This is a genomic window from Mycoplasma sp. 4013, from assembly GCF_054353875.1.
Genome location: NZ_JBTHHK010000007.1, coordinates 1 through 24741, shown reverse-complemented (window position 1 = coordinate 24741; position 24741 = coordinate 1). Strand labels below are relative to the sequence as shown.

The 24741-nt window shown below is 28.2% G+C and carries 22 protein-coding genes and 1 tRNA gene; 9 read left to right on the top strand and 14 right to left on the bottom strand.

The genetic code is table 4. The annotated features are described in order from the left end of the window. Positions 1-53 precede the first annotated feature (53 nt). From ACXYRO_RS02825 to ACXYRO_RS02805, 5 genes are all read right to left on the bottom strand, one after another. Complete coding sequence (locus tag ACXYRO_RS02825; RefSeq protein ID WP_458597638.1) at positions 54-1664, bottom strand: CTP synthase; 1611 nt, start codon at positions 1662-1664, stop codon at positions 54-56. 82 nt (positions 1665-1746) lie between these two features. Then, complete coding sequence (locus ACXYRO_RS02820; protein ID WP_458597637.1) at positions 1747-2967, bottom strand: CNNM domain-containing protein; 1221 nt, start codon at positions 2965-2967, stop codon at positions 1747-1749. Positions 2968-3010: 43 nt separating this feature from the next. Beyond that, positions 3011-4462, bottom strand: coding sequence for a DnaB-like helicase C-terminal domain-containing protein (locus tag ACXYRO_RS02815; RefSeq protein WP_458614248.1), 1452 nt, complete (start codon positions 4460-4462; stop codon positions 3011-3013). Continuing rightward, the gene (rplI, locus tag ACXYRO_RS02810; RefSeq protein ID WP_458597635.1) at positions 4449-4907 is read right to left on the bottom strand and encodes a 50S ribosomal protein L9; all 459 of its coding nucleotides are present in this window, start codon (positions 4905-4907) and stop codon (positions 4449-4451) included. Before rplI ends, ACXYRO_RS02815 begins: the two co-directional genes overlap by 14 nt. A 1-nt stretch (position 4908) precedes the next feature. Then, positions 4909-6879: a GGDEF domain-containing protein gene (locus tag ACXYRO_RS02805; RefSeq protein ID WP_458614247.1), complete on the bottom strand. Its 1971-nt coding sequence runs from the start codon at positions 6877-6879 to the stop codon at positions 4909-4911. 273 nt (positions 6880-7152) lie between these two features. Here ACXYRO_RS02805 and ACXYRO_RS02800 point away from each other — a divergent pair, with 273 nt between their 5' ends. The 4 genes from ACXYRO_RS02800 (at position 7153) to ACXYRO_RS02785 (ending at position 12983) form a co-directional block, all read left to right on the top strand. Beyond that, positions 7153-8652 carry a hexose phosphate transporter gene (locus tag ACXYRO_RS02800; RefSeq protein WP_458614246.1) on the top strand — a complete coding sequence of 500 codons (1500 nt, stop codon included), beginning with the start codon at positions 7153-7155 and terminating at the stop codon, positions 8650-8652. A 93-nt stretch (positions 8653-8745) separates the two neighbouring features. Continuing rightward, positions 8746-11310: a DNA topoisomerase (ATP-hydrolyzing) gene (locus ACXYRO_RS02795; RefSeq protein ID WP_458614245.1), complete on the top strand. Its 2565-nt coding sequence runs from the start codon at positions 8746-8748 to the stop codon at positions 11308-11310. A 1-nt stretch (position 11311) separates the two neighbouring features. Further along, complete coding sequence (locus ACXYRO_RS02790; protein ID WP_458614244.1) at positions 11312-12391, top strand: hypothetical protein; 1080 nt, start codon at positions 11312-11314, stop codon at positions 12389-12391. After that, positions 12384-12983, top strand: a complete 600-nt coding sequence (locus tag ACXYRO_RS02785; protein WP_458597630.1) for a hypothetical protein — start codon at positions 12384-12386, stop codon at positions 12981-12983. The genes ACXYRO_RS02790 and ACXYRO_RS02785 overlap by 8 nt, the downstream gene beginning before the upstream one ends. A gap of 4 nt (positions 12984-12987) precedes the next feature. On the opposite strand, the gene ACXYRO_RS02780 is transcribed toward ACXYRO_RS02785, so the two are convergent. Further along, on the bottom strand, positions 12988-13716 hold the full coding sequence (locus ACXYRO_RS02780) for a class I SAM-dependent methyltransferase (protein ID WP_458614243.1): 729 nt from the start codon (positions 13714-13716) through the stop codon (positions 12988-12990). After that, positions 13703-15436, bottom strand: coding sequence for an LppA-related lipoprotein (locus ACXYRO_RS02775; RefSeq protein WP_458614242.1), 1734 nt, complete (start codon positions 15434-15436; stop codon positions 13703-13705). Before ACXYRO_RS02775 ends, ACXYRO_RS02780 begins: the two co-directional genes overlap by 14 nt. A gap of 146 nt (positions 15437-15582) precedes the next feature. Here ACXYRO_RS02775 and ACXYRO_RS02770 point away from each other — a divergent pair, with 146 nt between their 5' ends. Continuing rightward, positions 15583-15798 (top strand): MAG6790 family protein, encoded by a 216-nt coding sequence (locus ACXYRO_RS02770; protein WP_435130013.1) that lies wholly within the window; start codon positions 15583-15585, stop codon positions 15796-15798. A 34-nt stretch (positions 15799-15832) separates the two neighbouring features. Here ACXYRO_RS02770 and ACXYRO_RS02765 read toward each other — a convergent pair whose 3' ends face one another. Together ACXYRO_RS02765 and ftsY are read right to left on the bottom strand one after the other, a co-directional pair. Continuing rightward, positions 15833-16057 (bottom strand): sigma factor-like helix-turn-helix DNA-binding protein, encoded by a 225-nt coding sequence (locus tag ACXYRO_RS02765; protein WP_458614241.1) that lies wholly within the window; start codon positions 16055-16057, stop codon positions 15833-15835. Continuing rightward, positions 16050-17093 (bottom strand): signal recognition particle-docking protein FtsY, encoded by a 1044-nt coding sequence (gene ftsY, locus ACXYRO_RS02760; protein WP_458614240.1) that lies wholly within the window; start codon positions 17091-17093, stop codon positions 16050-16052. The genes ACXYRO_RS02765 and ftsY overlap by 8 nt, the downstream gene beginning before the upstream one ends. Before the next feature lie 127 nt (positions 17094-17220). Between ftsY and ACXYRO_RS02755 the strand changes: the two genes are divergently transcribed. Beyond that, positions 17221-17294 (top strand) — tRNA-Gly (locus ACXYRO_RS02755). A gap of 269 nt (positions 17295-17563) precedes the next feature. On the opposite strand, the gene ACXYRO_RS02750 is transcribed toward ACXYRO_RS02755, so the two are convergent. The 3 genes from ACXYRO_RS02750 to ACXYRO_RS02740 are packed head-to-tail and all read right to left on the bottom strand — an operon-like array spanning position 17564 to position 19908. Further along, complete coding sequence (locus ACXYRO_RS02750) at positions 17564-18661, bottom strand: hypothetical protein (protein ID WP_458614239.1); 1098 nt, start codon at positions 18659-18661, stop codon at positions 17564-17566. Positions 18662-18717: 56 nt separating this feature from the next. After that, positions 18718-19365: a hypothetical protein gene (locus tag ACXYRO_RS02745; RefSeq protein ID WP_458614238.1), complete on the bottom strand. Its 648-nt coding sequence runs from the start codon at positions 19363-19365 to the stop codon at positions 18718-18720. A gap of 36 nt (positions 19366-19401) precedes the next feature. Then, on the bottom strand, positions 19402-19908 hold the full coding sequence (locus tag ACXYRO_RS02740; RefSeq protein ID WP_458607749.1) for a hypothetical protein: 507 nt from the start codon (positions 19906-19908) through the stop codon (positions 19402-19404). Between the two features lie 278 nt (positions 19909-20186). Here ACXYRO_RS02740 and ACXYRO_RS02735 point away from each other — a divergent pair, with 278 nt between their 5' ends. The 3 genes from ACXYRO_RS02735 to ACXYRO_RS02725 all read left to right on the top strand — a co-directional run bounded on the left by ACXYRO_RS02735 (position 20187) and on the right by ACXYRO_RS02725 (position 24055). Further along, positions 20187-21602 (top strand): MFS transporter, encoded by a 1416-nt coding sequence (locus tag ACXYRO_RS02735; RefSeq protein WP_458614237.1) that lies wholly within the window; start codon positions 20187-20189, stop codon positions 21600-21602. 189 nt (positions 21603-21791) lie between these two features. Beyond that, positions 21792-22589, top strand: a complete 798-nt coding sequence (locus ACXYRO_RS02730; protein WP_458607747.1) for an alpha/beta hydrolase — start codon at positions 21792-21794, stop codon at positions 22587-22589. Between the two features lie 29 nt (positions 22590-22618). Continuing rightward, positions 22619-24055 (top strand): MFS transporter, encoded by a 1437-nt coding sequence (locus ACXYRO_RS02725; protein WP_458614236.1) that lies wholly within the window; start codon positions 22619-22621, stop codon positions 24053-24055. A gap of 26 nt (positions 24056-24081) precedes the next feature. Here the strand turns inward: ACXYRO_RS02725 and ACXYRO_RS02720 are convergent, their stop codons facing one another. Together ACXYRO_RS02720 and ACXYRO_RS02715 are read right to left on the bottom strand one after the other, a co-directional pair. Next, a complete protein-coding gene (locus ACXYRO_RS02720; protein WP_458614235.1) occupies positions 24082-24534 on the bottom strand; it encodes a hypothetical protein in 453 nt (150 codons plus the stop codon). Between the two features lie 16 nt (positions 24535-24550). Beyond that, the coding region (locus ACXYRO_RS02715; RefSeq protein WP_458614234.1) for an IS3 family transposase at positions 24551-24741 on the bottom strand (191 nt) is incomplete at its 5' end.

Below are 24741 nucleotides of genomic sequence, written 5' to 3'. Positions count from 1 at the left end.
TTCCATATATATGTACATATAATGCTTTAGTCTTATCAACTAAAGCATCTTTTTTATACATTTTTATCTTTAAATTTACTTGCACTTTGCAAAAAGCGAGTAAATAATTTATGTGGTTGTAATGGTCGTGCAGTGAATTCTGGGTGATATTGCACCCCGATATAAAAATCTTGGGTTGGATCTTCACAGGTCTCCACAAGTTTTAAAGTAGGGTGAAAACCACTAAATATAAAGTCATCACTTTGGATGTTATTTATATATGCTGAATTAACTTCATATCTATGACGGTGACGCTCTCAAATAGAATCCGATTTATAATATTTACTAATGAGTGAATTAGGCTTAAATACAGTTTCATAAGCACCAAGACGCAAGGTTCCACCCAAATTATCTTTAGCACTTTTCCCTTTAATAAAATCGAGCACATAAATTTCGTTTTCACCTTGTGCAAATTCTCGAGAAGTAGCATCGGTTAAACCTTGTTTGCGTGCCTGTGCGACTGTCATAGCCTGCATTCCTAAGCATATCCCGAAAGTAGGGATTTTTTCTTCTTTTGTGTATTTTGCTGCTAAAACTTTTCCTTCAAACCCACGGATACCAAAACCGGGAAGGATAACAACTCCATCTGCATTTGATAATACTTGCTTAATATTTTCTTCGTTCAGGGTGCTTGAATCAACATATTCTAAGTTTATGTCTATTTTTAAATCAATTGCAGAAATTTTTAGTGCTTCATTAATTGATTTATATGCATCTGAAAAACTTGTATATTTACCTAGCATTTTTATTACAAGTGATTTTTGTTTGTTAGCTGCAACCTTACGAGCAAATGCTTTTCAATCATCTAATTTTGCCTGATTATCTTGCATATTAAAATATTTTAAGATATTCGAAGCAACATTTTTTTTATTTAAATATAAAGGAATATCATAAATATTTGATAAATCAGGGACAGAAACCACATATTCATCGGTTAATAAAGAAGTATATGCAACTTTTTTGATTATTTCGTTTGGAAGCGAATCATCAGAACGTAGTAAAATCATATTAGGTTTAACACCTAAACCTTTTAAAGTTGATACTGAAAACTGTGTAGGTTTTGTTTTAAAATCACCTGATGTTTTTAAAAAAGGAACATATGTAACATGGATAAAGAAAGTGTCGTTAGAATTTGAATAACCCATTTGTGATAAAGCATGAATAAAAGGATTTGATTCGATGTCACCAACAGTACCACCAACTTCGATGATAACAAAATCACTGTTATATTTTTTTTCTATATTTTTTATAACAGAAATTATTTCATTAGTTACATGCGGGACATATTGAACAGTTTTACCTTTAAAAACACCTTTGCGCTCTTTTTCAAGAATGTTTTGAAATATACGTCCACTGGTAAAATTCGAATCCTTTGAAAAGTTTTCATTAATAAATCTTTCATAGTGTCCTAGGTCTAAATCAGTTTCTCCACCATCCTCAGTAACATAAACTTCACCGTGTTCAAATGGTGACATCACCCCTGGATCAACATTTAAATACGGGTCTAATTTTAAAACAAAAATACTATAACCTTTTGCTTTGAGCAGGTTTCCAATTGATGCTGCCGCAACACCTTTGCCTAACCCTGAAATAACACCACCTGTGATAAATATAAATTTTGACATAAAATACCTCTGTTTTTATATTATAAATTAATCTATTAATTTAGTGTAAATTATTTATTAAAAACAAAACCAGCAAAGCTGGCTAAATAATGGACACTTCTATTAATGTTTTTTCATCATCTTTTTGTGCTTCAATTACTTTAAAAACAACTTTGTTTTCTAAAACAAAACGTGATTTTTTATATAGACGATCTCGATGTATTTTTTGAGAAAATCATTTATATAAAGTAAGTTCTTTCTCGTTTTCATTTAATAAATCAGCAGAAAGCTCAAGTTGTTTGAAAAGATCGTGCATTACGACATTACCCTTTACTCTTGATTTTTCAAGTGAAATTTCATAAATTTCTTCATCATCATCATATTCATCGTAAATTTCACCAATAATTTCTTCAATAATATCTTCAATAGTTATAATTCCTACAATATCAGGTGAATTATTATTTTCTACAACAAATGCCATATGTGCGCGGGCAGCACGCATTTTCTCTAGGGCGGATGATAATATTGAATTAGCAGAGACAAAAGGAACAGATTTTACATATTTTTCAATCCGACCTTTTTCGATATCAAAAATATCTTTCAATAATACTATTCCTATTAATTCATCTTTTTTGACAACTGGTATCCTTGAATAATTTGTTTCTTTAAATACTTGTTTTGCTTCAGAAACAGTTGACCGATAATTTAGTATTGTTACATCCTTAAGTTTTATATAATGAGATAAAACCTTGGTAGAATCTAGATCTAATGCTTTTTTAGCAAGTAAACTTTCTCCAGTTTGTAGCACACCTTCGCTTTGGGCAAGGTTAATCATATTTTTTAAATCTTCTTCAGAGTTTGTTACATAAACTTGTTTTGAAATTTTCGAAATCGGCCAAGTTAAAATTCAAAAAACTCAGTAACATACATCGATGTATCAACTAAAAAGTTGTAAGTATTTTTTTGGATATTTTTTTGCTAATAATTTCGGTGTAATTTCACCAAAAATAACTAGCAAAGGTGTTACAATAGCAGTTGAAATAATAATTGATAAAGTATTATTATTAGGAATTAGTTGTGATAAAAATCACGATGTCAGAATTGATGAAATAACATTAACTAGGTTGTTTCCGATTAAAATAGTTGTCAGAATCCGATTATAACGTTTAGTATGCTTGCTAATAAGTTTGCTTGCTCGCTCTTTATTTTCTTCCATTTCATAGATTTTTGCTTTTGAAAAAGTAGAATAAGCTGTTTCGCAACCACTATAAATTGCTGATAGAATAAATAGAAGCAGTAAAAATGGTAAAACTATAAAATGCATCATACTCCTATATAAGGATTCTGACTAGTGGAATATGGGTCCATTATTCGTCCTTTCTAAATTCGTGTTCCTTAAAAGCAACAATTCTTCCTTCGTATAATAATTCTGCATAACCAGGTGAACCGTTACGGTTTTTTGCGATTGTTACTTCAGTTAATTTGTATGCATCGGTGATATCGTTACTATTTTGATTTTTCTTTTTATCTAAGATAGTACGAGATAAAAAGATAACAATATCTGCATCTTGTTCAATGCTACCCGATTCGCGTAAATCTATTAATTGTGGACGTTTATCTTCTCTGTTTTCTACATTACGAGTAAGTTGTGATAGTGCCATAATCGGGATTTTAAGATCTAATGCCATTGTTTTTAATGATCGAGAAATAGCAGAAACTTCAGTATTACGATTACCACCATGACCATCACTGCTGACTAGTTGCAGATAATCAACAATTACAAAACTTAAACCACCATTTAAATCTTTATTCAGTTGCTTTATTTTTCAAATGATATCCTGAATTTTGCTTGTAGCAACATCATCAAAATATAAATTAGACTGTTCCTTGGTAATAGCAGCGATATTTCGTAATTTCATAAAGTCATCGTGCTTTAAAAATTTAGGGTTTTGTAATTTATTCAATTCGATATTTGAAATAGATGCATAAAAACGTGAAACTAATTCATGCACGGGCATTTCCAGTGAAATAAAAGCACATGATTTGTTTGGGTCTTTTGTAATATTTTTGGCAATGTTTAATGCTAATGCAGTCTTTCCTACCCCCGGACGGGCTCCTAATACGATAAATTGACCTGGTTTGAATCCTTTGGTATATTGATCAATTGCATCAAAACCACTAAAAACTGATGCTGCATCAACATCACCACTTTGAATCATTTGTTCAAGTTTTTCAATAAAACTATCTGTTGCATCATTTAATGAAATAAACGAACTGTTTTTTAATCCCCGCTCATTATGTGTAAGAATAAATGTTTCAAAGTCATTTAATGAGTTTTCCCAAGAAATTTCGTTATTAGTTTTAAATGCTTGTAAACTTTCCCCATAAAAAACTTCTAATGCACGTAAACGGGTTAATTCAATTAGTTTTTCAACATTATAATTAAAATTAGATTGATTATTAAATTGTGTAGAAAGGGAACTTAATAAGGTTTCATTTACTAATGAATAACGATTTCTTAGTGAAACATCAGATTCTAATGTTTCAGTCAATTCAATGTAACCGTAAAAAGTAGGATGAGGAGAAGATTTGCTACGTTTGTATTTGATTAAGTCAAAAAGTTGCTTATGCTCAGGAATAAAAAAGTCGTCAATATCTAAATAATCACAACCCAAATGTTGCTTTTCATCATCTGTTAAAATAAGTGCAAGCGTTTCACGTTCAACGCTCTTATCAGCAAATAATGTATTATTGTAGGCTTTAATTTTCAGATCTTCAAAATTTTTATAAAAAGGTTTTTTAAATTTATTTCTTAACATTGATTATAATTTGAATTTTTATTCTAGCAACAATGTCTTTGTATAAGATAGCATCGATTTCGTGACTTCCTTCGGAAACCAAATGAATTTTTTGTAATGAATGCTTCGGAAGTTTAAATCCTAGTTCCTTGAGTTCTTTATCAACATCTTTTGTAGAAACTGAACCATGTACATTTAAGCTTGAATTGGCATCAATATTTGCTGTTAGTTGAAATTTTAAAGTAATATCTTCAAGTTTTTCTTTTTGTCTTAATGCATTGGTGCGATTTTCGTGTTCGTTAGCAACTAAATCATTAAGTCTCTTTTCTAATTGTGCTTGTGTTTGAATATTAAATGCAACACCTAATCCTTTACGGATTAAAAAATTTGTTCCATATCCGGGTGCCACATCGATGATAGTGTTAGCTTTACCATCTTTACAATCTTTTAATAAAATTATTTTCATATTATGTCCTTTCAGCAACGGTAATTGCATGTCTTATATTATTTGCGAATGTTTCTAAATCTTCTTCAGATTCAGCCGCCGCGGTTGTAAAGTGTCCACCACCACCAACCATTTCAGCGATTACTTGCACATTTGTATCAATTCCACGCGCACTTAATTTATATCTTTTAGAATTAGGTAATTTACCTACTACAAATGAAGCACGACGACCACGCACTTTTAGTACTTCATTTGCGGCTATCGAAATAACATCGTTGGATGCTTCTTGATTTGAATAAGCAAGATAATATCCATCTTTAATTTCAAGAATGTTTTCTAATAATGCTTTTACTTTTTTTGCTGTTTCATCATCATATTTTAAAAGTTCACCACTAATATTTGGTTCAGCACCTTTCGATTCTAATCATGCAGCCGCTTCAAAAGCGCGTTTTGATGCTGACTTAGAAAACTGTGATGTGTCCAAATAAATACCATTTAAAAGCCACTGTGCCACTTCTTTGTTAACATCAACTTTATAAGATAAAAACATTAATATTTCGGTGACTATTTCGGATGCACTAGATGCAGTTGTATCTACATATAGATTGCTTTTTGGACAAAAATCAATAGTTTTCCCTAGTCTATGGTGATCTAAAACAAAAACATTATCACGATTTGTATTAACTAATGCATCAATGTTATCTGTTCTTTCAGGGTCAGAGTTATCTACTAGGAAAACCAATGAATCTTCAGATGTTAAATTATTTGCTTGTGTAGATTTGATAAATAAATTATTTTTTTTGGTTGCTTGTAAGAAATTTTTTGTTGTATTATCCATAGTCGTAATAGAAATATATGCATCCTTTTGAAAAGCTTTTGCAATTGTATATATTCCATAAGCAGAACCGATTGCATCTAAATCTGCTCATTTATGTCCATAAATAACAACATTTTTAATTTTATCATCGCTAAGCTTATTTGCGATAATTTGTGCTAAACCACTAATTCTGGTTCGATTTTTATTTGCAAATATTTCGGTGTATGATCCAAAATACTGTGGTTTACTAATATCAGAGAAGATTGCAACTTGATCCCCTCCCCGTGATTGAGCTTGTACTAGTGCTTTTTTTGCTTGTGAAAGTTTTGTTTCTAATGAACTTCAACCTACTGCTAAGCCTAAAGAAACAGAAAGTTTTGTAACTTCTTTATCAATAAGTCGATCATTGATTTTAGTAAAAATTTCAAAATTTGTTTCTTTAAGTTTTGTTAAAGATAATTCATTAGTCAGAATAATAAATTTACCATTTGTATATTGACGATAAATTAAATTATATTTTTCGACCGATTCGTTTAATGCATCAATAATAACTTTATTAATTTTAAAAAGTTGTTCTTCAGAGAAAACTGATTGGTAGTGGCTGTAGTTATCTATTTCCAATTCACCGATAACTGGTTTTTGTTCGTGTAGTTCTTTTTTGTATAATGTTTTAATAGTGGTATCTCGTATTACAACTGTGTTATCTAATGGTCAAAATTGTGCTTCATAATAATTATTATTGTTTTGTAAAATTATATTTTCTGGATTATTATATTTAATTTTACCTTTAACACTTGCATCAATTTTTTCGATTGCATCTGTAATTTTTAGTCCAATGAAATCATTATGAAAGTTATTTTTAATAAATTCACTAATCCAAATTACTTCAGCAGAGGTATCATAAATAATTAAACCAATTGAGTTATTAGTCATTATTTTTTCAACAAAACGATTAAAGGAATGCTTTACTAGTTCACGTGATTTTGCAAAGTTAATAATTGCAAAATATAAAATCAAAGTAATTAAGATTAAAGAAAAGAAAAGAGCAATAACTATTAAAATAAGATGTCATTTTTGTGGTTGCAATTTAATAAAGACTATTAAGAGGACAATTATTAAGACAAATAATAATATTCCTGATGTAATAAAAAATCATAATTTTTGCTTCGATTTCATTGATACCTTACCTTATATTTGTTTAATTATACAATAATTTATTTTATCTAAATTATATTCATATAAATTGAATCAACTTGTGAATAACTTTGAAGTTATCCACATTAAATCCAGTTTTTGCTAAATAATAGTCTTAAAAATAAAACAGACTAATAAATGTGCAAATATTTTTACATTATATGCAAAATAAATATTATAAATATGTAAAAATATTTTAATTTATAATTTTCAATTTATAATTTAATAGAGTTTAAGACTCAGAAAGGGTGTATTATGCAAACGATATTAAAGATGTTACATTTAGATAACATCGAAAGTATGTCACCTAAGAAAAAGTTATTCTATGGATTATTATTATGAATTTCAATTTCTTTTGGTTATACACTGTTTGTTGTAAATTTTGGTTTTAGTGGATTGCTCAATGGCGGCGGAAAAGGCACACCTGGAGTTCTAGGACATTTTAATATAGAAAATAATGCTGCATTTCAGCTAACTAATCAAGCAACTAACTGAGGTATTACGATAGGTCGCGGGATTGGTTCAATATTAGTTGCTGTTATTTTAACTAGATTAGCACATCGTTGGACAGTTATTATAGCATTTATTTTGACTTTAATAGGTATTCCAGCGCAATGAATTTTTCCGGCTTCTCAAGGTGGATATGTAGGTTTTGTTATCTTTAGAACTTTGATGGCTATCGGTGGAACAATGTTGATAATTCTTACTCAGCCAGTTGTTGCTAGATTCTTTAATACAAAAACTAAATCAATAGTTTCACAATTTGGAATTTGATTCTTCCCTCTTGGTTCAATTATTACAGTTGTAACATTTTTGGCAGCAAATCCTAATGATGTAAAAAGTGCATGACAAATCATTTTTACTGTAATTAGTGCATTAAACATTATACCATTGCTTATTTTCATTTTTGTTGGTTCTAGATTCGGAATTAAAACAGCACAAGAGCGAGCAAAAGAACCTAATCCATTCGTATTTTTATGAATGTATTTGAAGAAAAAGCAAACATACATTTGAATTTTAGTTTATGGTGGATGATTATGCGCAGTAGTACTTCCACAAGTTTTATCTAAAAGATTATTTATTGATTTAACAACACTTAGAAACTTTGATAAAGCAACAAAAGAAATTGCTTCTGCTCCTTTAGAAAAACTAATAAATATTTGATTAGTTATTTATTGAGCAGCAGTGTTTTTAGGTCCTATTACAATCGGGCTTTGATCAAGATTTAAATTAAAACGTAAACTTTATCAAGTATTTGCTCTAACATTCGGAATATTATTTTACATATTCTCAATGGTTGTATTTACCAAATGAATTGTTCCTTCAAATGGTAGTGTTGGTTCACAAGTAATATTCTACATTTTTGCATTTATCACTGGATTATGTCTTTGAGGAATTCAAGGCGTTATGCTTAATCTACCACACGAATATCCAGAACGTGATCCACAAACCATTGGTTGAATGTTTAGTTTAATTTGAGGATTTGGATACTTAATGTTTACAGTTGGATTAATTATTATTTCAGCTGTTACATTAATTGGTAAGAGTGTAAATCCAGTTGCTGCAGGACAAGTTGATCCAAATACACTTAAATATTCAATAATTCAGTTTATCTTAATTATTGTCTTTGGATTGATTTCTGTACTTGGTACCTTGTTGCTTCGCGAACCAGATCCAAATGCAGAATCGATGCCAAGTTGAATGAAAAAGATCTTTGGTTTTTTAGGTAAAAGAAAAAACCTAGATAAAAATTAAGCAAAGACTTACATAAAAACAACAACTCTATGGAATTGTTGTTTTTAATAAAATACATGAATAAATTATATAATTAAAGAATTAAGGAGTTATATGAGTGCAACTGAAAAAGCAATTATAGATAAAATAATCAATGAATCATTAGATAAAATAATGGCAGAAAGATTTGGTCGCTATGCAAAATATGTTATCCAACAACGAGCATTACCGGATATTAAAGATGGGTTAAAACCCGTTCAAAGACGGATTTTATATTCAATGTATGGATTAGGTCTTGATTATGATAAACCTTATAAAAAATCAGCTAGAGTAGTAGGTGATGTTATTGGTAAATACCACCCACACGGTGATTCATCGGTTTATGAAGCGATGGTTAATATGTCACAGTCTTGAAAATCAAATATTCCGTTACTTGATATGCATGGGAATATCGGGTCAGTAGATAATGATCCTGCTGCTGCAATGCGTTATACCGAAGTAAGATTATCAAAAGTATGTCAATATATTTTAAATGATTTAAAAAAGAATGCTGTTGCATTTATTCCTAACTTTGATGATAGTGAGCAAGAACCTGCTGTGCTACCATCAATTTTCCCTACATTATTAGTGAATGGAGCAAAAGGAATTGCTGTTGGTATGGCTACTGATTTACCACCACATAATCTTGGTGAAGTCATTGATGCTACTATTGCAAAAATCAAAAAGCCTTATATAACCTTAAAAGAAGTTCAAAAATACATTTTTGGACCAGATTTTCCGACAGGTGGGATTATCAAAGGAATCAAAGGGATTAATGATGCTTTTGAATTTGGTAATAATCCAAAAGAAAAAATACATTTATATAGTAAATGTAATTTATATACAAAAGATAATTATAAGTATATAGAAATTACACAGATTCCCTATGGAGTTGCTAAATCAGCATTGGTATATGAAATTGATTTATTAATTAACAAAGGTGAAATCGATGGGGTAATTGAAATTAAGGATCAATCTGATCGAAATGGAATAAATATTCTTATTACGATGCACCCAAGTGTTAATGAACAAAGTGTGTTATCATATTTATACCAAAAAACACAACTTAAGGTTTCTTATTCATATAATAATACTGTAATTCAAAACAATCAACCTAAACTTTTATCTCTATTAGATATGCTTGAAAGTTATTCATTGCAAGTTAAGAATATAAAAACCAAGACATTGCAATATGATTTAACAAAGAACAAATTACGTTTAGAAATTGTTAAAGGTTTTATTAAAGTTTCTGAAATTACAGATAAAGTTATTAAAGTTATCCGTCAATCAGAAGGTTCAAAAGCAGGTGTGATAAAAGATTTGATGCATTATTTTGCATTTAGTGAAATTCAAGCAACAACAATTGCTGAGTTAAGATTATACCGTTTAAGTAAGACAGATAAACAGGCATATTTAAAAGAAAAAGAAGATTTAGAAAAAGAAATTGCTCATATTGAACAACTGCTTAGTGATCCACAAAAATTTAATAATTTTATTATAAAAATACTTAATGAAATTAAAAAAGAGTTTGCTAGTCCGAGAAAAACCTTGATAGAAACTGAAAGTTTTGATTTTTCACATAAAGAAACCGACTTAATTAAAGAAGAAGATGTTTATATTTGTGTTTCGCAAAATGGCTATATTAAAAGATTTAGTCAAAAAACACAAGAAAATAATAATTTAAGCAATTATTATCTTAAGGAAGATGACAACATTATTCATATATCTAAAATGAATACAATGCATAATTTACTAGTGTTTACTAATTTAGGTAATTACATAATTCTACCTATTCATAAAATAACTGAAAATAAATGAAAAGATTATGGAACATCTTTAAAAGAACTTTTCAACCTTAAAATAGATGAAAAGATTATCTCTGTGATTGAAGTAGCAGATTGAAATTCTGATTTATTTATTGTCACTGGAAGCAAAAACGGATTTTTCAAAAGAACCAAATTAAGTGATTTTGCTGTCCAAAGAGTTAATAAAACTTATGTAGCAATGTCTTTAATTGATAATGATATTATGCTTGGTGCTTATTTATCAAATAACCAAAACCATCTTTTAATAGTTTCCGATGAATCACTAATAACTTGCTATCCTGAAATAGAAATTAATACTTATGGAACCAAAGCAAAAGGGATAAAAGGTGTTTACTTGTCACTCAGTGATAAAGTTAGTGATTTTAGAATAATTAATTTAGAAGATGAATATTTATTTGTTTCAAAACAAGGTTATTGAAGCAAAATAAAGGGCTCAAAACTACCTATAACATCTAAATCAATAAAAGGAAAAAAAATAGCAGGAATCAAGGAATTAGGTGCTAATATCAAAGTTGCAAATATTAGCAGAAAACAAGAATTACTAATCCAATCCATAGAACATAATTTAATTAGATACTTAGGATATATAGAATCAAAAGAAAAAACAGGTTATATTGATCTTAATAATATTCAGCATATTTTTATCAATGATATTCAGAAACAAGAAAATATTGATCCATTAAGTGATTTTAGTGTTAAAACAATAAAAAAACACGATGAAAATATAAAAAAATCTGAAGAAAAAGTTAAAGAAAAAGAAAAGGATTTAGATTCTTTGCTAGATCGTGTGGATAAATTATTAGGATTAAAATAATATGGATAAAAAACACTTATACCATGTATTCAAAAGCGAAATATTGAATTTACATTCGATAAATGATATAGCAAAGTTATGAAACCTACATACTGGGACAATAAATCGTTGAATTTTAAAGCAAGAAGTACCAAGCAACTACTTTAACCATATAAATAAACTTTTAAATCATAAATATCAAGCTGATTTTAATGAGCAGCAGTATTATAAAAATATGGATCAGTTTTTTACGCCAGTAAAGGTTGCTAAACAAATGATTGAAAAAACGGTTAAATTTATTAAAAAACACTATGATATAGACTTAAAAGAATATGACTTAATAGAACCATCGGCTGGAAATGGGAGTTTTTCTAATAATTTTCCTAAGGAATTATTTAATCAAACTTATGCATTTGATATTGAACCACAAATAGAGAGTATTATCAAACAGGATTGATTAGAATATTATCCTAAAAACGAAAGAAACATTGTTATTGGAAATCCACCCTTTGGACTTCGTGGACAACTTGCTTTACAGTTTATCAATCATGCAGCAAAATTTTGTGACTTTATATGTTTTATTTTACCTCCACTCTTTAATTCTAATGGTAAAGGATCACCGATGCTAAGAATAAACAAGAATTTTTATTTAGCAGCAGAATTTAAGGTAAATGATGACAAATTTCATTATCCAAATAACAAGATTATTAATGTTAAAAGTATTTTTCAGATATGAACAAAACTACCATCTCATAGTGTAAAACCAATTAAACCACCCAAAAAAGTTAGTGACTGGATAAAAGTATATTCTTTAAGTAATGGCTCTACACCGAGTTCAAAAAGAAATGTTAAAATGTTGGATAAGTGTGATTATTATCTACCATCTACAACATTTTCAGAAGTTAGTTTAGAAACAAGTTTTTCTAAATTACCACATAATCGAGGATATGGTATTGTTATTTTAAAAGAAAAACAAAGAATACAAAAAATAATTGAAAGTGTTGATTGAAAATCTAAAAGTTTTAAATCGACAAACTCTGCTAATAATCTTAGAACACAACTTATTATTGATGCTATTGAAGAACGGATAAAAAATGATTAAAAGTATTTATGAAGAATTGATTGAATTAATTGATGAAGAAATTAATAAGCATCCTTGAAAATTAACGGATAAATTTGCAAGTATAAGAAAAATCCAAATTGATCAAAGAGGTAGAGTTGGAGAAAAGTTTTTTACAACTATATTTAAGGAATTAAATAAGGAAGTTATCTATCAACAAGATGGATTCGGTGATTGAGATATAGTAGTAGATGGAGTTAAAATCGAAATAAAAACCGCTACCTTGGATGTTAGTAAGAAATTTCAACATGAAGGGATTAAAGAAAATAAGTCTTGGGATGTTATAGCATTCTTGGATATTGCACCAAATGACTTATATATAAGTTTTATCCATAAAGATGATTTTAAGTTTGGTTTGCAAAAAGTTAAAAATGATTTAGTTATAAAATACGGGACAGTAAAAATTAATGGTAAGATTCAAAATATTCATTTTAGAGGCAAAGAACAAACAAGTAAAAGGGCAACAGGATCAGGTTATAAAGTAGATTTTAAATTAGAGGATTTAAAAATTACAAGAACTCTTAAGGATATCGAAAATATCTATGAGCAAGCGATAAAAGAAAAACCACACTAGTGGTTTAAACTTTTTTACATATTCAAAAGTAAGTATTATCAGCAAATTCTATAACTTCTTTTGTTTCGTTATAACTTTCATCTCTATTTATTATAGAAATGACTTCAAAACCATTTTCAGTTAGCAAATTAACCAGTTCATCTTTATTATAAAGGTGAAAGAAATCATAAAAACCATCTTCGTTTTTAAAAATTAAGTCTCCTTTGCTTTCAATTTTAAATTCCTGAGTTTGTTGAATGTTTTCTAGTTTTAATCTTTGTCTATATTTTTCTTCATCTCTTAGGTGTGCTGTAAAGATGAAGATTCCGTTTGGTTTTAATGTACGATAAATTTCTTTTAATGCCAGAATACGAGATTTTTCAGATGGTATTCCGATAAAACCGTTAAAAGAAAAGAAAGTATATTCAAAAAAGTTGTTTGGGAAAATTAAATCACAAGCATCCATATATTTAAATCGAATTGTATTATTAGGGAGCAATTTTGCTATTTGCAATGCTGTATCAACCATTTCTTTTGAAATATCAATAGCATAGATATTTTGATATCCTAATTCTTGTAGATTAAATGATGTTCTACCTGCTCCACAACCTAAATCCAGTAAATTTTCTTGCTTATTTCTAAATCACTTATTAACTAAATCTAATTCAGATGTTCATAAACCTACATTAGTAATAGCTAACGAATATTTTAAAATACTAGTATTTTTTGAAAAGACAGATTTAGCGTTTTTCAAGTGCATCCAATCTTACTGAACCAATTACGTGATGAACAATATTTTTTTCTTCATCATAGCCGTTATCAGAAAGATCACTATATGAATTTCTTACTCCTATAGGTGTGATAACATCAAAATTAAAAGTTACATTGTATCCATTTGTAGTTGATTTTTTAATTATAACTTTCATATTTTGAATTGTTTTATCAGATGCGGAACTATTTATATTTTGATTAAGTCTACTAAAGTATGGATATAACACAAATCCTTGTTGTAAACCGATGTAATTTTTAGTGTTTAATGAAGCATACTTCACTTTATATGCACCTAATGGATCAGTTACATCAACTAATAATTTATCAAATATCTTTTTAGTGATAAGAGCAAGTTGCACGTCACCTATTTCACTTGTGATATCTATATCTGCACTAGGATTTTTATGCTTGTCAATTGTTTGTTTTAAATTATTGTTTTGTGTAATAATTGATGTTAAGTCTGCTGCTGTAATAAAGTAAGAAACTATATCGTTTTGCATATTAACATCTTTTTGTAGTTTTCTTAAACCATTAAATTCAAATTCTTGATTAATACTTGCTTCATTTGAATGATTATCATGTTGATTTTTGATTAATACTTGAATTCCTAAGGTTCCTGCTTCATCGTTGAATTTAACACCTGTAATTTTATATTCATATAAGTTTTCTAATGATTTATTTTTTTCTAAAAACTGTGTTTTTAATGAATCATTTAAGGAAGCCACCCCATTTGTAAATAAGCTAGTATTTTTATTAAATAGTTGTTCAAAATTAATAATTGTTTCATCTTCTTTTGCCTGCATTTGTAATTCATTATATTTATTTGGATCTTCTGAATACATTAACATATAAGCAAGCAACGATGGAAATAGTCTAGTTACCTTATCGGTAAGTGTTTTTTTGCTTAAAAAACTTTCTTTTTGGTTTGTTTTTGATGTAGAATTATTTACTTTAAAACCATTTATATTGAATCTTAAAGTTTTTTCTTCAATATTTGGATTTTTAGTAGTAAATGTTAATGCAATATTATTTATTGTTCCATTATTTTGGTTTGTATAAAAATCATTATTTGTATCAGTAAATGCTACATTATATTTATTCTGTAGTTCATTATTAATATTTAGTATGCTAAGTAAATTGCTTTTTTCAGTTTTTAATTTTAATCATGCTGCAGCAGAATCATGTTCTTTGTAGAATTTGTTTGCATTAGTTATAGTGATATTTTTTTGTAAGTTTATAACATCAGAAAAATCATTTTTCATTATTGATTGCTGTGGGTTAGTTTTAGATGTATCAGGGTGCTTTTGGATTTCTCTTATTTCTTGTTCGCTTTGCTTACTTGAATCGGTATTAGTTTTGTTTTCTGAGTTATCTGGTGTTTTAACATCTTTTGAAGTCTCATCGTTCTTTGGTTTATCAATTGGTTGTTGTTGCTGCTGTTGACTATCTGAAACTGGGGTTTTTGGTTTAGGAGTTGATGATTCATCATTTTTAGGTTCATGATTTTCTGGATTACCTTGTTTTTTTGATGGATTGTTGGGTTGTTGATTAGGTGGTGTATCGACAGGTTTTTTTATTTCAATCGGAGTTTCTTTAATTTCTTTTCTTGGTTTTTCTTGCGTTTTATTAGCACAAGCAACTGCTAAAATAGGTGCAGTTGCTAATGATGATAGTAATCAAAATATTCGTTTATTCTTTTTCATAGATAAATTCTATATTATATTTACACAAACAAAAATTTTATTTTCATATTATTTTCGTAATCTTAGTTAAATTATCTTAATTATTTGTTGTTATAAATCCAATCTTTGCTAAGATATAATATAATATACATAGAAACGGAGATAAAATGTATAAATACAAAGCAAAATTATTATCTAGCAATGAAGTCATTGCAAAAGCTAATTCATTAGAAGAATTAGAAGGTTTAATTAAAGGTTTCCGTCGTGGACAAAAACATGGCTTGCATACACAAGGAAATGAAAAAATTGAAATTATTCATGTTGAAAGAGACAACCTTAAAGGTGAACATTATTCAAAAGAAGTAGTTATTAAAACAGTTTAAATATTATAAAAGCAAGGAAGAAGCTCCCTTGCTTTTAATGCATTTTTTCTTCCAGTTTATCAAGTTTTTGTAAGGTATGTTTAATTGTATCATAAACTGATGTTCTGGTTGTAGCAACAATTTCAGCAACTTCTGCATACGAGAGATCTTGATAAAAATATAACTGAAACAGTTGTTGTTGATTTTGTGTTAAAAAATTACGATATTTTTCAAATAATTTACTGTATTTTGTTAAACTCTCTAAACTCTTCTTAGACACTAATTAAATCCTTAGTCATCTGATAGATAAATAACTCTAAATCAAATTCTTGTAAGTCAGTTAGTTTTTCACCTAAACCAACATATTTAACTGATAAACCAAATTCATCTTTTATAGATAAAACAATTCCACCCTTAGAAGTTCCGTCCATTTTAGTTAAAATAATACCAGTTAAATCAGCAATTTCTTTAAAACTTTTTGCTTGTGATAATCCGTTTTGTCCTGTAGTTGCATCTAAAACAAGCAATGATTCATGTGGAGCTGATGGTTCAAATCTCTTGATGATGCCAACCATTTTCTCTAATTCTTTCATTAAATTTACCTTGCTTTGTAAGCGTCCAGCAGTATCAATGATTAATAAATCGTATGATTCATTTTTTGCTTTTTCTAATGCTTTATAAACAACAGAAGCAGGGTCCTCACCATTCTTAGTTGGTTTGATAATATCTGCACCAATACGCTCGGCTCAAATTCCTAATTGATTTACTGCACCTGCTCTAAATGTATCAGCAGCAGCGATTAATACTTTTTTACCATCATTTATATATTTATAAGCAATCTTAGCAATTGAAGTAGTCTTTCCAGAACCATTTACTCCGACAAAAATAAACACATTTAGCCTGTTGTCTTGATAATCTAATTGTGTATTAGTTACTGAATCATTTGTATAAATTAAAAACATTTGATCAGCAACTATTTCACCAATAAGCTTTGGATCATCGATATTATTGGTTTTAACCTCCTTTTTAATTCTTTCAAGCATAACATCAACTAATGAAGAATTGATATCAGACATTATTAAAAGCTCCATTAATTCGTCAAAAAAATCTTCATCAATTTTTAAATGTCGATTTTGAATCTCGAGAAGTTGCTTACCAAAATTTGAACTACTTGAAAGGCCACTTTCGTATTTTCTAAATTTTTCACTATTAATAATTTCTTTTTGTTTTTGGATCTCTATTTCTTGCTGTTTTTCTTCAATTGTTTTTTTATCTCGTTTAAAAACCTTATTGATTAAATTCTTAAAAAAGCCCATTATTCTCCTAAAATTATGTATAATAGATAATATATAAATATTTTAACAAAAAGCAAGTTAAAAAAATAAATAATTTTTTTCTTTGAAAAAAAACTCTTAGTGCTATAATTAAATAGTAAATAAAGATGCGAGTATAGTTTAATGGCAGAACTTCAGCCTTCCAAGCTGACTATGAGGGTTCGATTCCCTTTACTCGCTCCATTTCAAATAATTGACCAATAACAAGTTTGCTTGTTATTTTTTTTAAAAACTTCACATATGTGCAGCCTATATAACTTTACCAATAATTTGATATCAATTTATTGTCCAAATTCACTAAAGTAGGACACCGTTGTGGTACCAACCCAGCGTCTTACTTTATATTAATCTTTTCTTCTTAGTTATATAATAAACAACATAATAAGTTGATAAATTTTATAAAATCTCATTTTTTACAAAAATCCATAGTTATAACTATGGATTAAATTCATCTAACTTATTTTGTCTATATCTTTTGGATTCTGATTTTCATTAATAATTTTAACTATTTTGGAATAAATAGGATTTATTTTTTGTAAGAATAAAAATGCCTCTTGGTGTTTTTGAACTAGATTAACTAAAATAGCATTTTCTTTCTTTTTATAATCCGCATCTTTTGAATCAGCAACTTTTGAAATATTATTTGAAATTTCTTTCATAAGCATTATTGCTTGTTTTAAAATAACATCATTTGCATCAAGTTGTTTAATAATTTTGATAAGTGTAATAAAAATTTGCTCTTTATAATTTTTAAGTAATTCTAAATGGTTGTAAGTTCTAAAGATTAAATACTCATTTATAAATTCTTTGATGTTTTCTTCGTGTAATTTTTTTGTTATTTTATTTATCTTTTTATTGTCGCTTGGTTGTTTTTGTTTAGTATCACTAATAGGATTATCTGGAACGACAGGAAAACTGTGTAATTTTTGTTGCTCTTTATATTTTAAAGAAATAATAACATTATATTTGCTTATAATATTCTCAAATACTTCAAATTCTTGTTTATACAGATTATTGTATTCTTGCTTTAATTTGGTGATTTCATCGTTTAGATTTTGTGGTGTCTTAACTTCCGTGCTATTGATAAAAGTAATTAATTTATTTCAAATTTTAACTAAGTTATCCACATTTTTTGGTTCTAAGTTTACTAAGTTGCTGTGAATTTCACTTAAAAAATCTTTTGATGATTCATTATTAATATTTGCTTGGTATGAGACAAGCTGTTGTTGTAAAGTCCTACTTATTTGAGCAAGTAGATTTTCCTTTCTGGTTGTAAATTTAACTTCTAGTCTTTTATTAATAGGTTCTAAATCAGGAAGTTTATGGTTTTCGGTATTTTTAGGATTTTTGATAATATCAGCCTTTGAATCTTTCATTTTTGATTCATCGTCTTTTTTAACACCAGTTCCTTTATCATTAAAAATATTTGTCTTTGTTGTAATAAAATTATTTTCGTTATTTGAATTTATACTAAAAATAACTGCTGCTGATGTTGTTGCAGCAGAAATAACTGATGTAGTAATTCAAAATAACTTCTTTTTAGTTGACATTACAACCTCTGAATACTTATATATAATACTACTTTTTATAAATAAAAAACAGTTTTTTACCTGTAATCTAAACCATAAATATTTGAACCATATGAACCATAATTATTTATATTAGAGTAAGTATTAGGGATTGAGTTTGATTTACTTCTTGCTCATTGAGACACCCTTGAATTCATTTTAGAGATAATGTTTAAATATAGTTCTAATATTTTTTTATCTTCGGGTGTGTTATGTTTTTTCTCTAAAGCATTTGCTTCATTTTGAATTTTATTAAGGTCAATATTACCTGTTAAAGCAGAAGAAGTAATTTTATGAGATAAACTTTTGGTATCTTCAATAAAAGATTCCAATCTTTTTAATTCATTAATATCGTTAACTTGCTGTAACCCCTCAAGAGCAGCCTGTTTCATTTCATTAGTTAAGTCAGCAGGAAAAGAAATATGAATACCTAATGAATTATTAATACTAGAACTTTGTGATGTTATTAATGTAGTAAATTTTTGAGCAAGGTTCTGCTTTATAACATTAATATTTTCATTATTTTTAGCGATCTGTCTAATATCTTCTTCGTTTGTAGTTCCTTGATGTGACTTTTTACTTGCTTCTTGACTATTGTATATCGGAGCACAGGCAACTGTTAAAGTAACAGGTATTATAACAGAAGCAGCAGTAAAAGAAGAAATAAATTTTCGTTTTAATGTCATATTTTCCTTATTTAAATAGTAATATTTATAATTTACTTATCCTAAATTCAAACTACCAGAAATATTTTTGGTTAGTGATTTAGTGATAATTGGAGTAATTTTTAGATATATATTAGATATTGTTGTCATAAGTTGAACAGCATCGCTCCCGTATTTTTGTTGAAGTTTACTTACTCCACTTGCTGCATTTGGTGTATTTCCTGATATATAAGCTGATGTAGCTTCTTTTGTATCTTTTAGATATTCAATAAGTTTTTGCACAAAAGCATCATCTTTACCGGCTAAATCTTTTATCACTTCTGTTCTTACTTCTTCTTTAGTTTCAGCATCGATACTAAATGAAACTCCACTTACACCTAATGAAGATAATGTATTATTGTTCTTATAAATATTTTCATAGTTATTTAATATTTGATCTGCTACTTCTCTTTTTGCTTCATCACCAGTTTTATGACTTCCTGAATTGCAAGATACAACTAAAGCAATTGGTGCTAATGCGGAAACACTTGAAGAAATAAAGAATAATTTGTTTTTAATTGTCATATTTCTCCTTAGTTTCTTTATTATATCATATAAGGTAGATTTATATTCAAAAATTATGTGTTTGTTTTGGTTTTAAAATTCGTTTTAAAAACAAGGTATCCTAAGAAAAGAAATACCATAAAATTATGCAAAAAAATACCACAAAGCAATGTTTTTGCATAATTTTAATTATAATCAACTCAAAAAATCTTACATATTCGAAAATACTATATAATTTTATTTGCATATATAGAAACATTTACATAAAATTATGTTATTTTCTTACAAGAAAGGAAAATATGTTTGCGAGATTTAAATCATTCACCCCTAAGCAATGAATAGCATTAACGATTTTAGCTGCTGCTGATGTATTTGTTATTGCAATTCCGTATTATCTTAGAAATATTATCCCAAACTTTAACCAAACCTTAGGTATCCGTGAGGATCAACTTGCTAATTTGATAACAATTATAGGTATAGTTAAGTTATTGACTCAACTACCAGGCGGTTTTTTAGCAAACAAATATAGTTCGAGATGACTGTTATTTGGAGCCTGTGTCACTACTGCTTTGATTTCATTTTGATTCGGGGCTGCATTATTAACTACTAAAAATTATACTTATGATAATAATGAAGGATTATATATACAATATGCAATTATTTGAGGATTATGGGGTATAAGTTCCACACTAATCTTTTGAGCACCACTTTGAAAACTTGTTTCACAACAAGCAACTAAGGAAAATCAAGGAATTGCATATGGAGTAGTTAATTCATTTAATGGTATTATTGGATTTATTTTTGTATGAGTGTTATTGTTTTTATTTATTAAATTATGATACCCAGTAGTTAAAGAAAATCCAGCAAGCAATCAAGGTGTACCGTTTTCAGTTTTTGTGTTTATTTTAGCAGTATTTTTATTAGCAATTGCTGTGCTTACCTTATTTTTTGTTCCTGAAAAACCAAGAGAAAAATCAAATAAACCCAAAACACCATTTACATATGCAAAATTTAAATCATCATTATTTTCATTTTGAAAATCAATTCGCAATTGAAAATTATGAGCATTAGCTTTCTTTATAATGGGAATGTACATCTTCCAATCGGTGGTTCCATTTTATGCTCTGCAAATGATGACAAATGAGTATCATGCACCCCAAACATTGGTATTGATACTAACTGGTTTGATAGCATATGTGTTAAGAATCTTCATTTCTTGAATAGTCGGAATCTGAGCAGATAAAAGCCGTTCATATACATTATTTTTAATTATCGCTACTACATTGGCACTTATTTCGCTTGCAGGAACCATTTTAATAGGATATATAAAAAGTTCTTTTGTGGTAATTGGAATTAGTAGTTTATTATTTGTTGTAATTGGGACCTGTGTGTGAGCGATGGCTACATTACGTTATGCACAAGTTAATGAAGTTCATATTGAAAAAGGAACCTATGCTTCATCGGTTGGTATTATGTCATTTATTGGTTCATCATCAGATGCTTGATTTTCACCTATTTTAGCAGGTATTGGAAAACATTTTACAACCGATGGAACACCAAATCCAAGTTTACAAGGATATCGTATCATTATCTTAGTTGCTTTATCAGTAGCATTCTTAGGATTTTTATCAGGTGTAATAGTATTTTTAAGCAATACCTTGGAACTTAAAAGACTTGGTAAAACAGATTACAAATGAAGAAAACTTGAAAATTAGTATTTAATAGCTAGGTTATTAACCTAGTTTTCTTTTAGTTGCAATAAGGTGTGGAAAAAATAAAATATAATTAATATATTTAGAAAATAAATAAAAAATAAACAACCTAATTATTAAAAAAATGTATAATAATTATGTTTATTATAAAAACATTTCCATAAATGTGTTATTTAAATTATAAAGGAGATTATGAAAACATTAAAATATGATTATCCATTAGTTGTTAAGGATAATAATCAACCAAAAAACCCAATTATATTCGTTCATGGATTTAACTCAAATCCAGAACTGCACGATATATTTATGAAGCACTGAACACTTAGTGATTACTATGCATTAGCATTTCCGGGCAACAATATGGTTGAACCTAAAAATGGTGATGAAGTAAGTGTTGATTCATTTGCGGACTTATTAATTAAATTCATTAAAGATAACAATTTAAAAGATGTTGTTTTAATCGGACATTCAATGGGTGGTGGAACCATTTCACTTGCATACAAAAAAGCACCGGAATTATTTGCTAAAATGATTTATGTTTCACCGATGAATAAGACTTTATTAGAACGTAAAGAAGAATTCTTTAAATTGTTTGCCCCACAAACCTTTGATGAATATAAGACACTGTTAGGTGCTTTATCACCTGTGTATTTACAAGCATTACAAGACCCTAGTGTTGAGGCACAACAAAGAGCATATTTTGAATCTGGTGCAGCAAGCAACCCACATGTAATGAAACTAGGTTTTTCACTTGCTGAAGAAAGTTTACACAATGCTGTTGAAGCAGGAATCGAAAGTATTAAAGTTCCTACATTATTGGTTTTAGGATCAAATGATATGATTATTAATTGTGAAAAAACAAAAACATACTTTTTAGCACATGCTAAAAATGTTACAGTTAAAGTTATTGAAAATACAGGACATGTATCATTTTTAGAAGACTTTGTGAAATACTTTAGCATTCTATCTGAATTTTATTTAGCTAAATAAAATTCATTATAAAATTAGAAAGGAGTAAAATGCTAAATAGGTTAAAAGAATTTACCTGAAAGCAAATTGTTGCATTAATTATTCTTGCCGCTGCTGATGTTTTTGTGATAGCAGTACCTTACTATCTTAAAAATATTATTCCTAACTTTAACTTATATTTAGGTATCCGAGAAGATCAAGTTGCAATATTAATCGCAATCATCGGGATAGTTACTTTAGTTACCCAACTTCCAGGCGGATTCTTAGCAAACAAATTTAGTTCCAGATGATTGTTGTTTATTGCGATTATTTCGACAGCAATTATCGCAGTGTGGTTTGCGATCTTGTTGCTTAATCAAAGAAGTTATCAACAAACAGCAGCATTGAGAGCTTCATTGTTTGCACAATATGCAGTTATATGAGGACTTTGAGGAGTAACATCGACATTGGTGTTCTGAAGTCCGTTATGAAAGCTTGTGTCACAACAAGCTAAAAAAGAAAATCAAGGATATGCATATGGATTAGAAAGTTCATTTAACGGAATCATCGGATTTATTTTAATTTGAGCATTAGGATTCTTAATTGCAACATTCTGAATTGGAAAATTAAGCAAAAACCAAGTTCCATCATCAGGTGTTCCATTTGCTGTTTATATCTTTATTGTAGTAGCATTCTTGATTTTAGTTGCAATTTTGGTAATGTTATTGGTTCCAGAACGACCAATAGAAAAAGTGGTAGCAGATCCAAACAAACCAAAAGAAAAGTTTTCTTGAGTAAAATTTAAAGCATCTTTAAAAGAAGGATTTAAGAAACTTAAGAATTGAAAACTATGAGCATTATCAGTGTTTTTAATGGGAATGTACACTTTCCAAACTGTTTTTCCTTATTATGTTTTACAAATGCTGGTTAATGAATATGGGGCACCAGGATGAATTTCATTTATTTTAACCGGAATTATCTCGTATGGATTTAGAATCTTTATTTCTTGAGTAATTGGTGGTTGAGCAGATAAAACACGTTCATATATTATGTTTTTGGTAATTTCGACAGGATTAGCAATCGCTTCTATTGTTGTTATTATCTTGATTGGATACATTCAAAATGCTAATACCTTAATTATTGTATTAAGTATTCTATTATTTATGTTTATTGGTTCACTAACATGAGCTATGGCAACACTAAGATATGCTCAACTTAATGAAATCCATATTGAAAAAGGTAGTTATACTTCATCAGTAGGAGTTATGTCATTTATTGGTTTCTCATTAGATGCATGATTTTATCCAATGTCATCAGCTATCGGAAAAGCATACACACCATATAACGGATTCCATACTAGTTTAGAAGGATATAGAATTATTATCAGTATTGCATTAGCAATCGCATTAGTTGGTTTATTAGCAGGTATTGCAGTATTTATTTCTAATATCAAAGAACTTAAAAAACTTGGCATAAATAAATTTAGATGAAGAGAATTAGTAAATTAGTAAAAAACTTCCTATGTAGGAAGTTTTTATAACTTTTCATCTTCTGATGGACGCTTTCACTTTAAATATTCTTCTTGTTCTTCATCGTGCTTTTGTTTTATAAAAAAATCTTTATATTTATTTTGAATTCATTTTTCAAAAGTGTCATTTATATTGAATGATGCCTTTCCGCCTCTAAAAAACCAACTGATAAATAAAAATAAGAGAAGAGTGTTTAATGTAATAAAGAGTCATATAGGATTAAAGTTTACTCGGTGCTTTAAAATACCTAAAACATTATAATCTGGATCAATAATCACTATAAATAATATTGAGTAACATAATAATAAAATAAATAAAATGGATTTAAAAATAATGCTTGTTTTAATATATAAATCGGATTTTGTCTTAACACCACTTATATCAATATCGATACCATTAGCTGTATTTTCTAAAATCTTATTTTTTATATAAGTGTTATCCAACCTAAACAAGGACATAAAAATTAACAGAAAATTAATATTGTATCATCTCTGCATATTGCTGAGGTGATTTTCAATCTAAAACAGATTGCATTCGTTTTGTATTATATCAAATTATGTATTGGTGTATTAGTTTTTTTAATTCATCGAAAGTAATTTTTGAATAATCTACCTTTTTTAGTCATTCAGATTTTAAGCAAGAAAATCAATACTCGATTTCTCTAT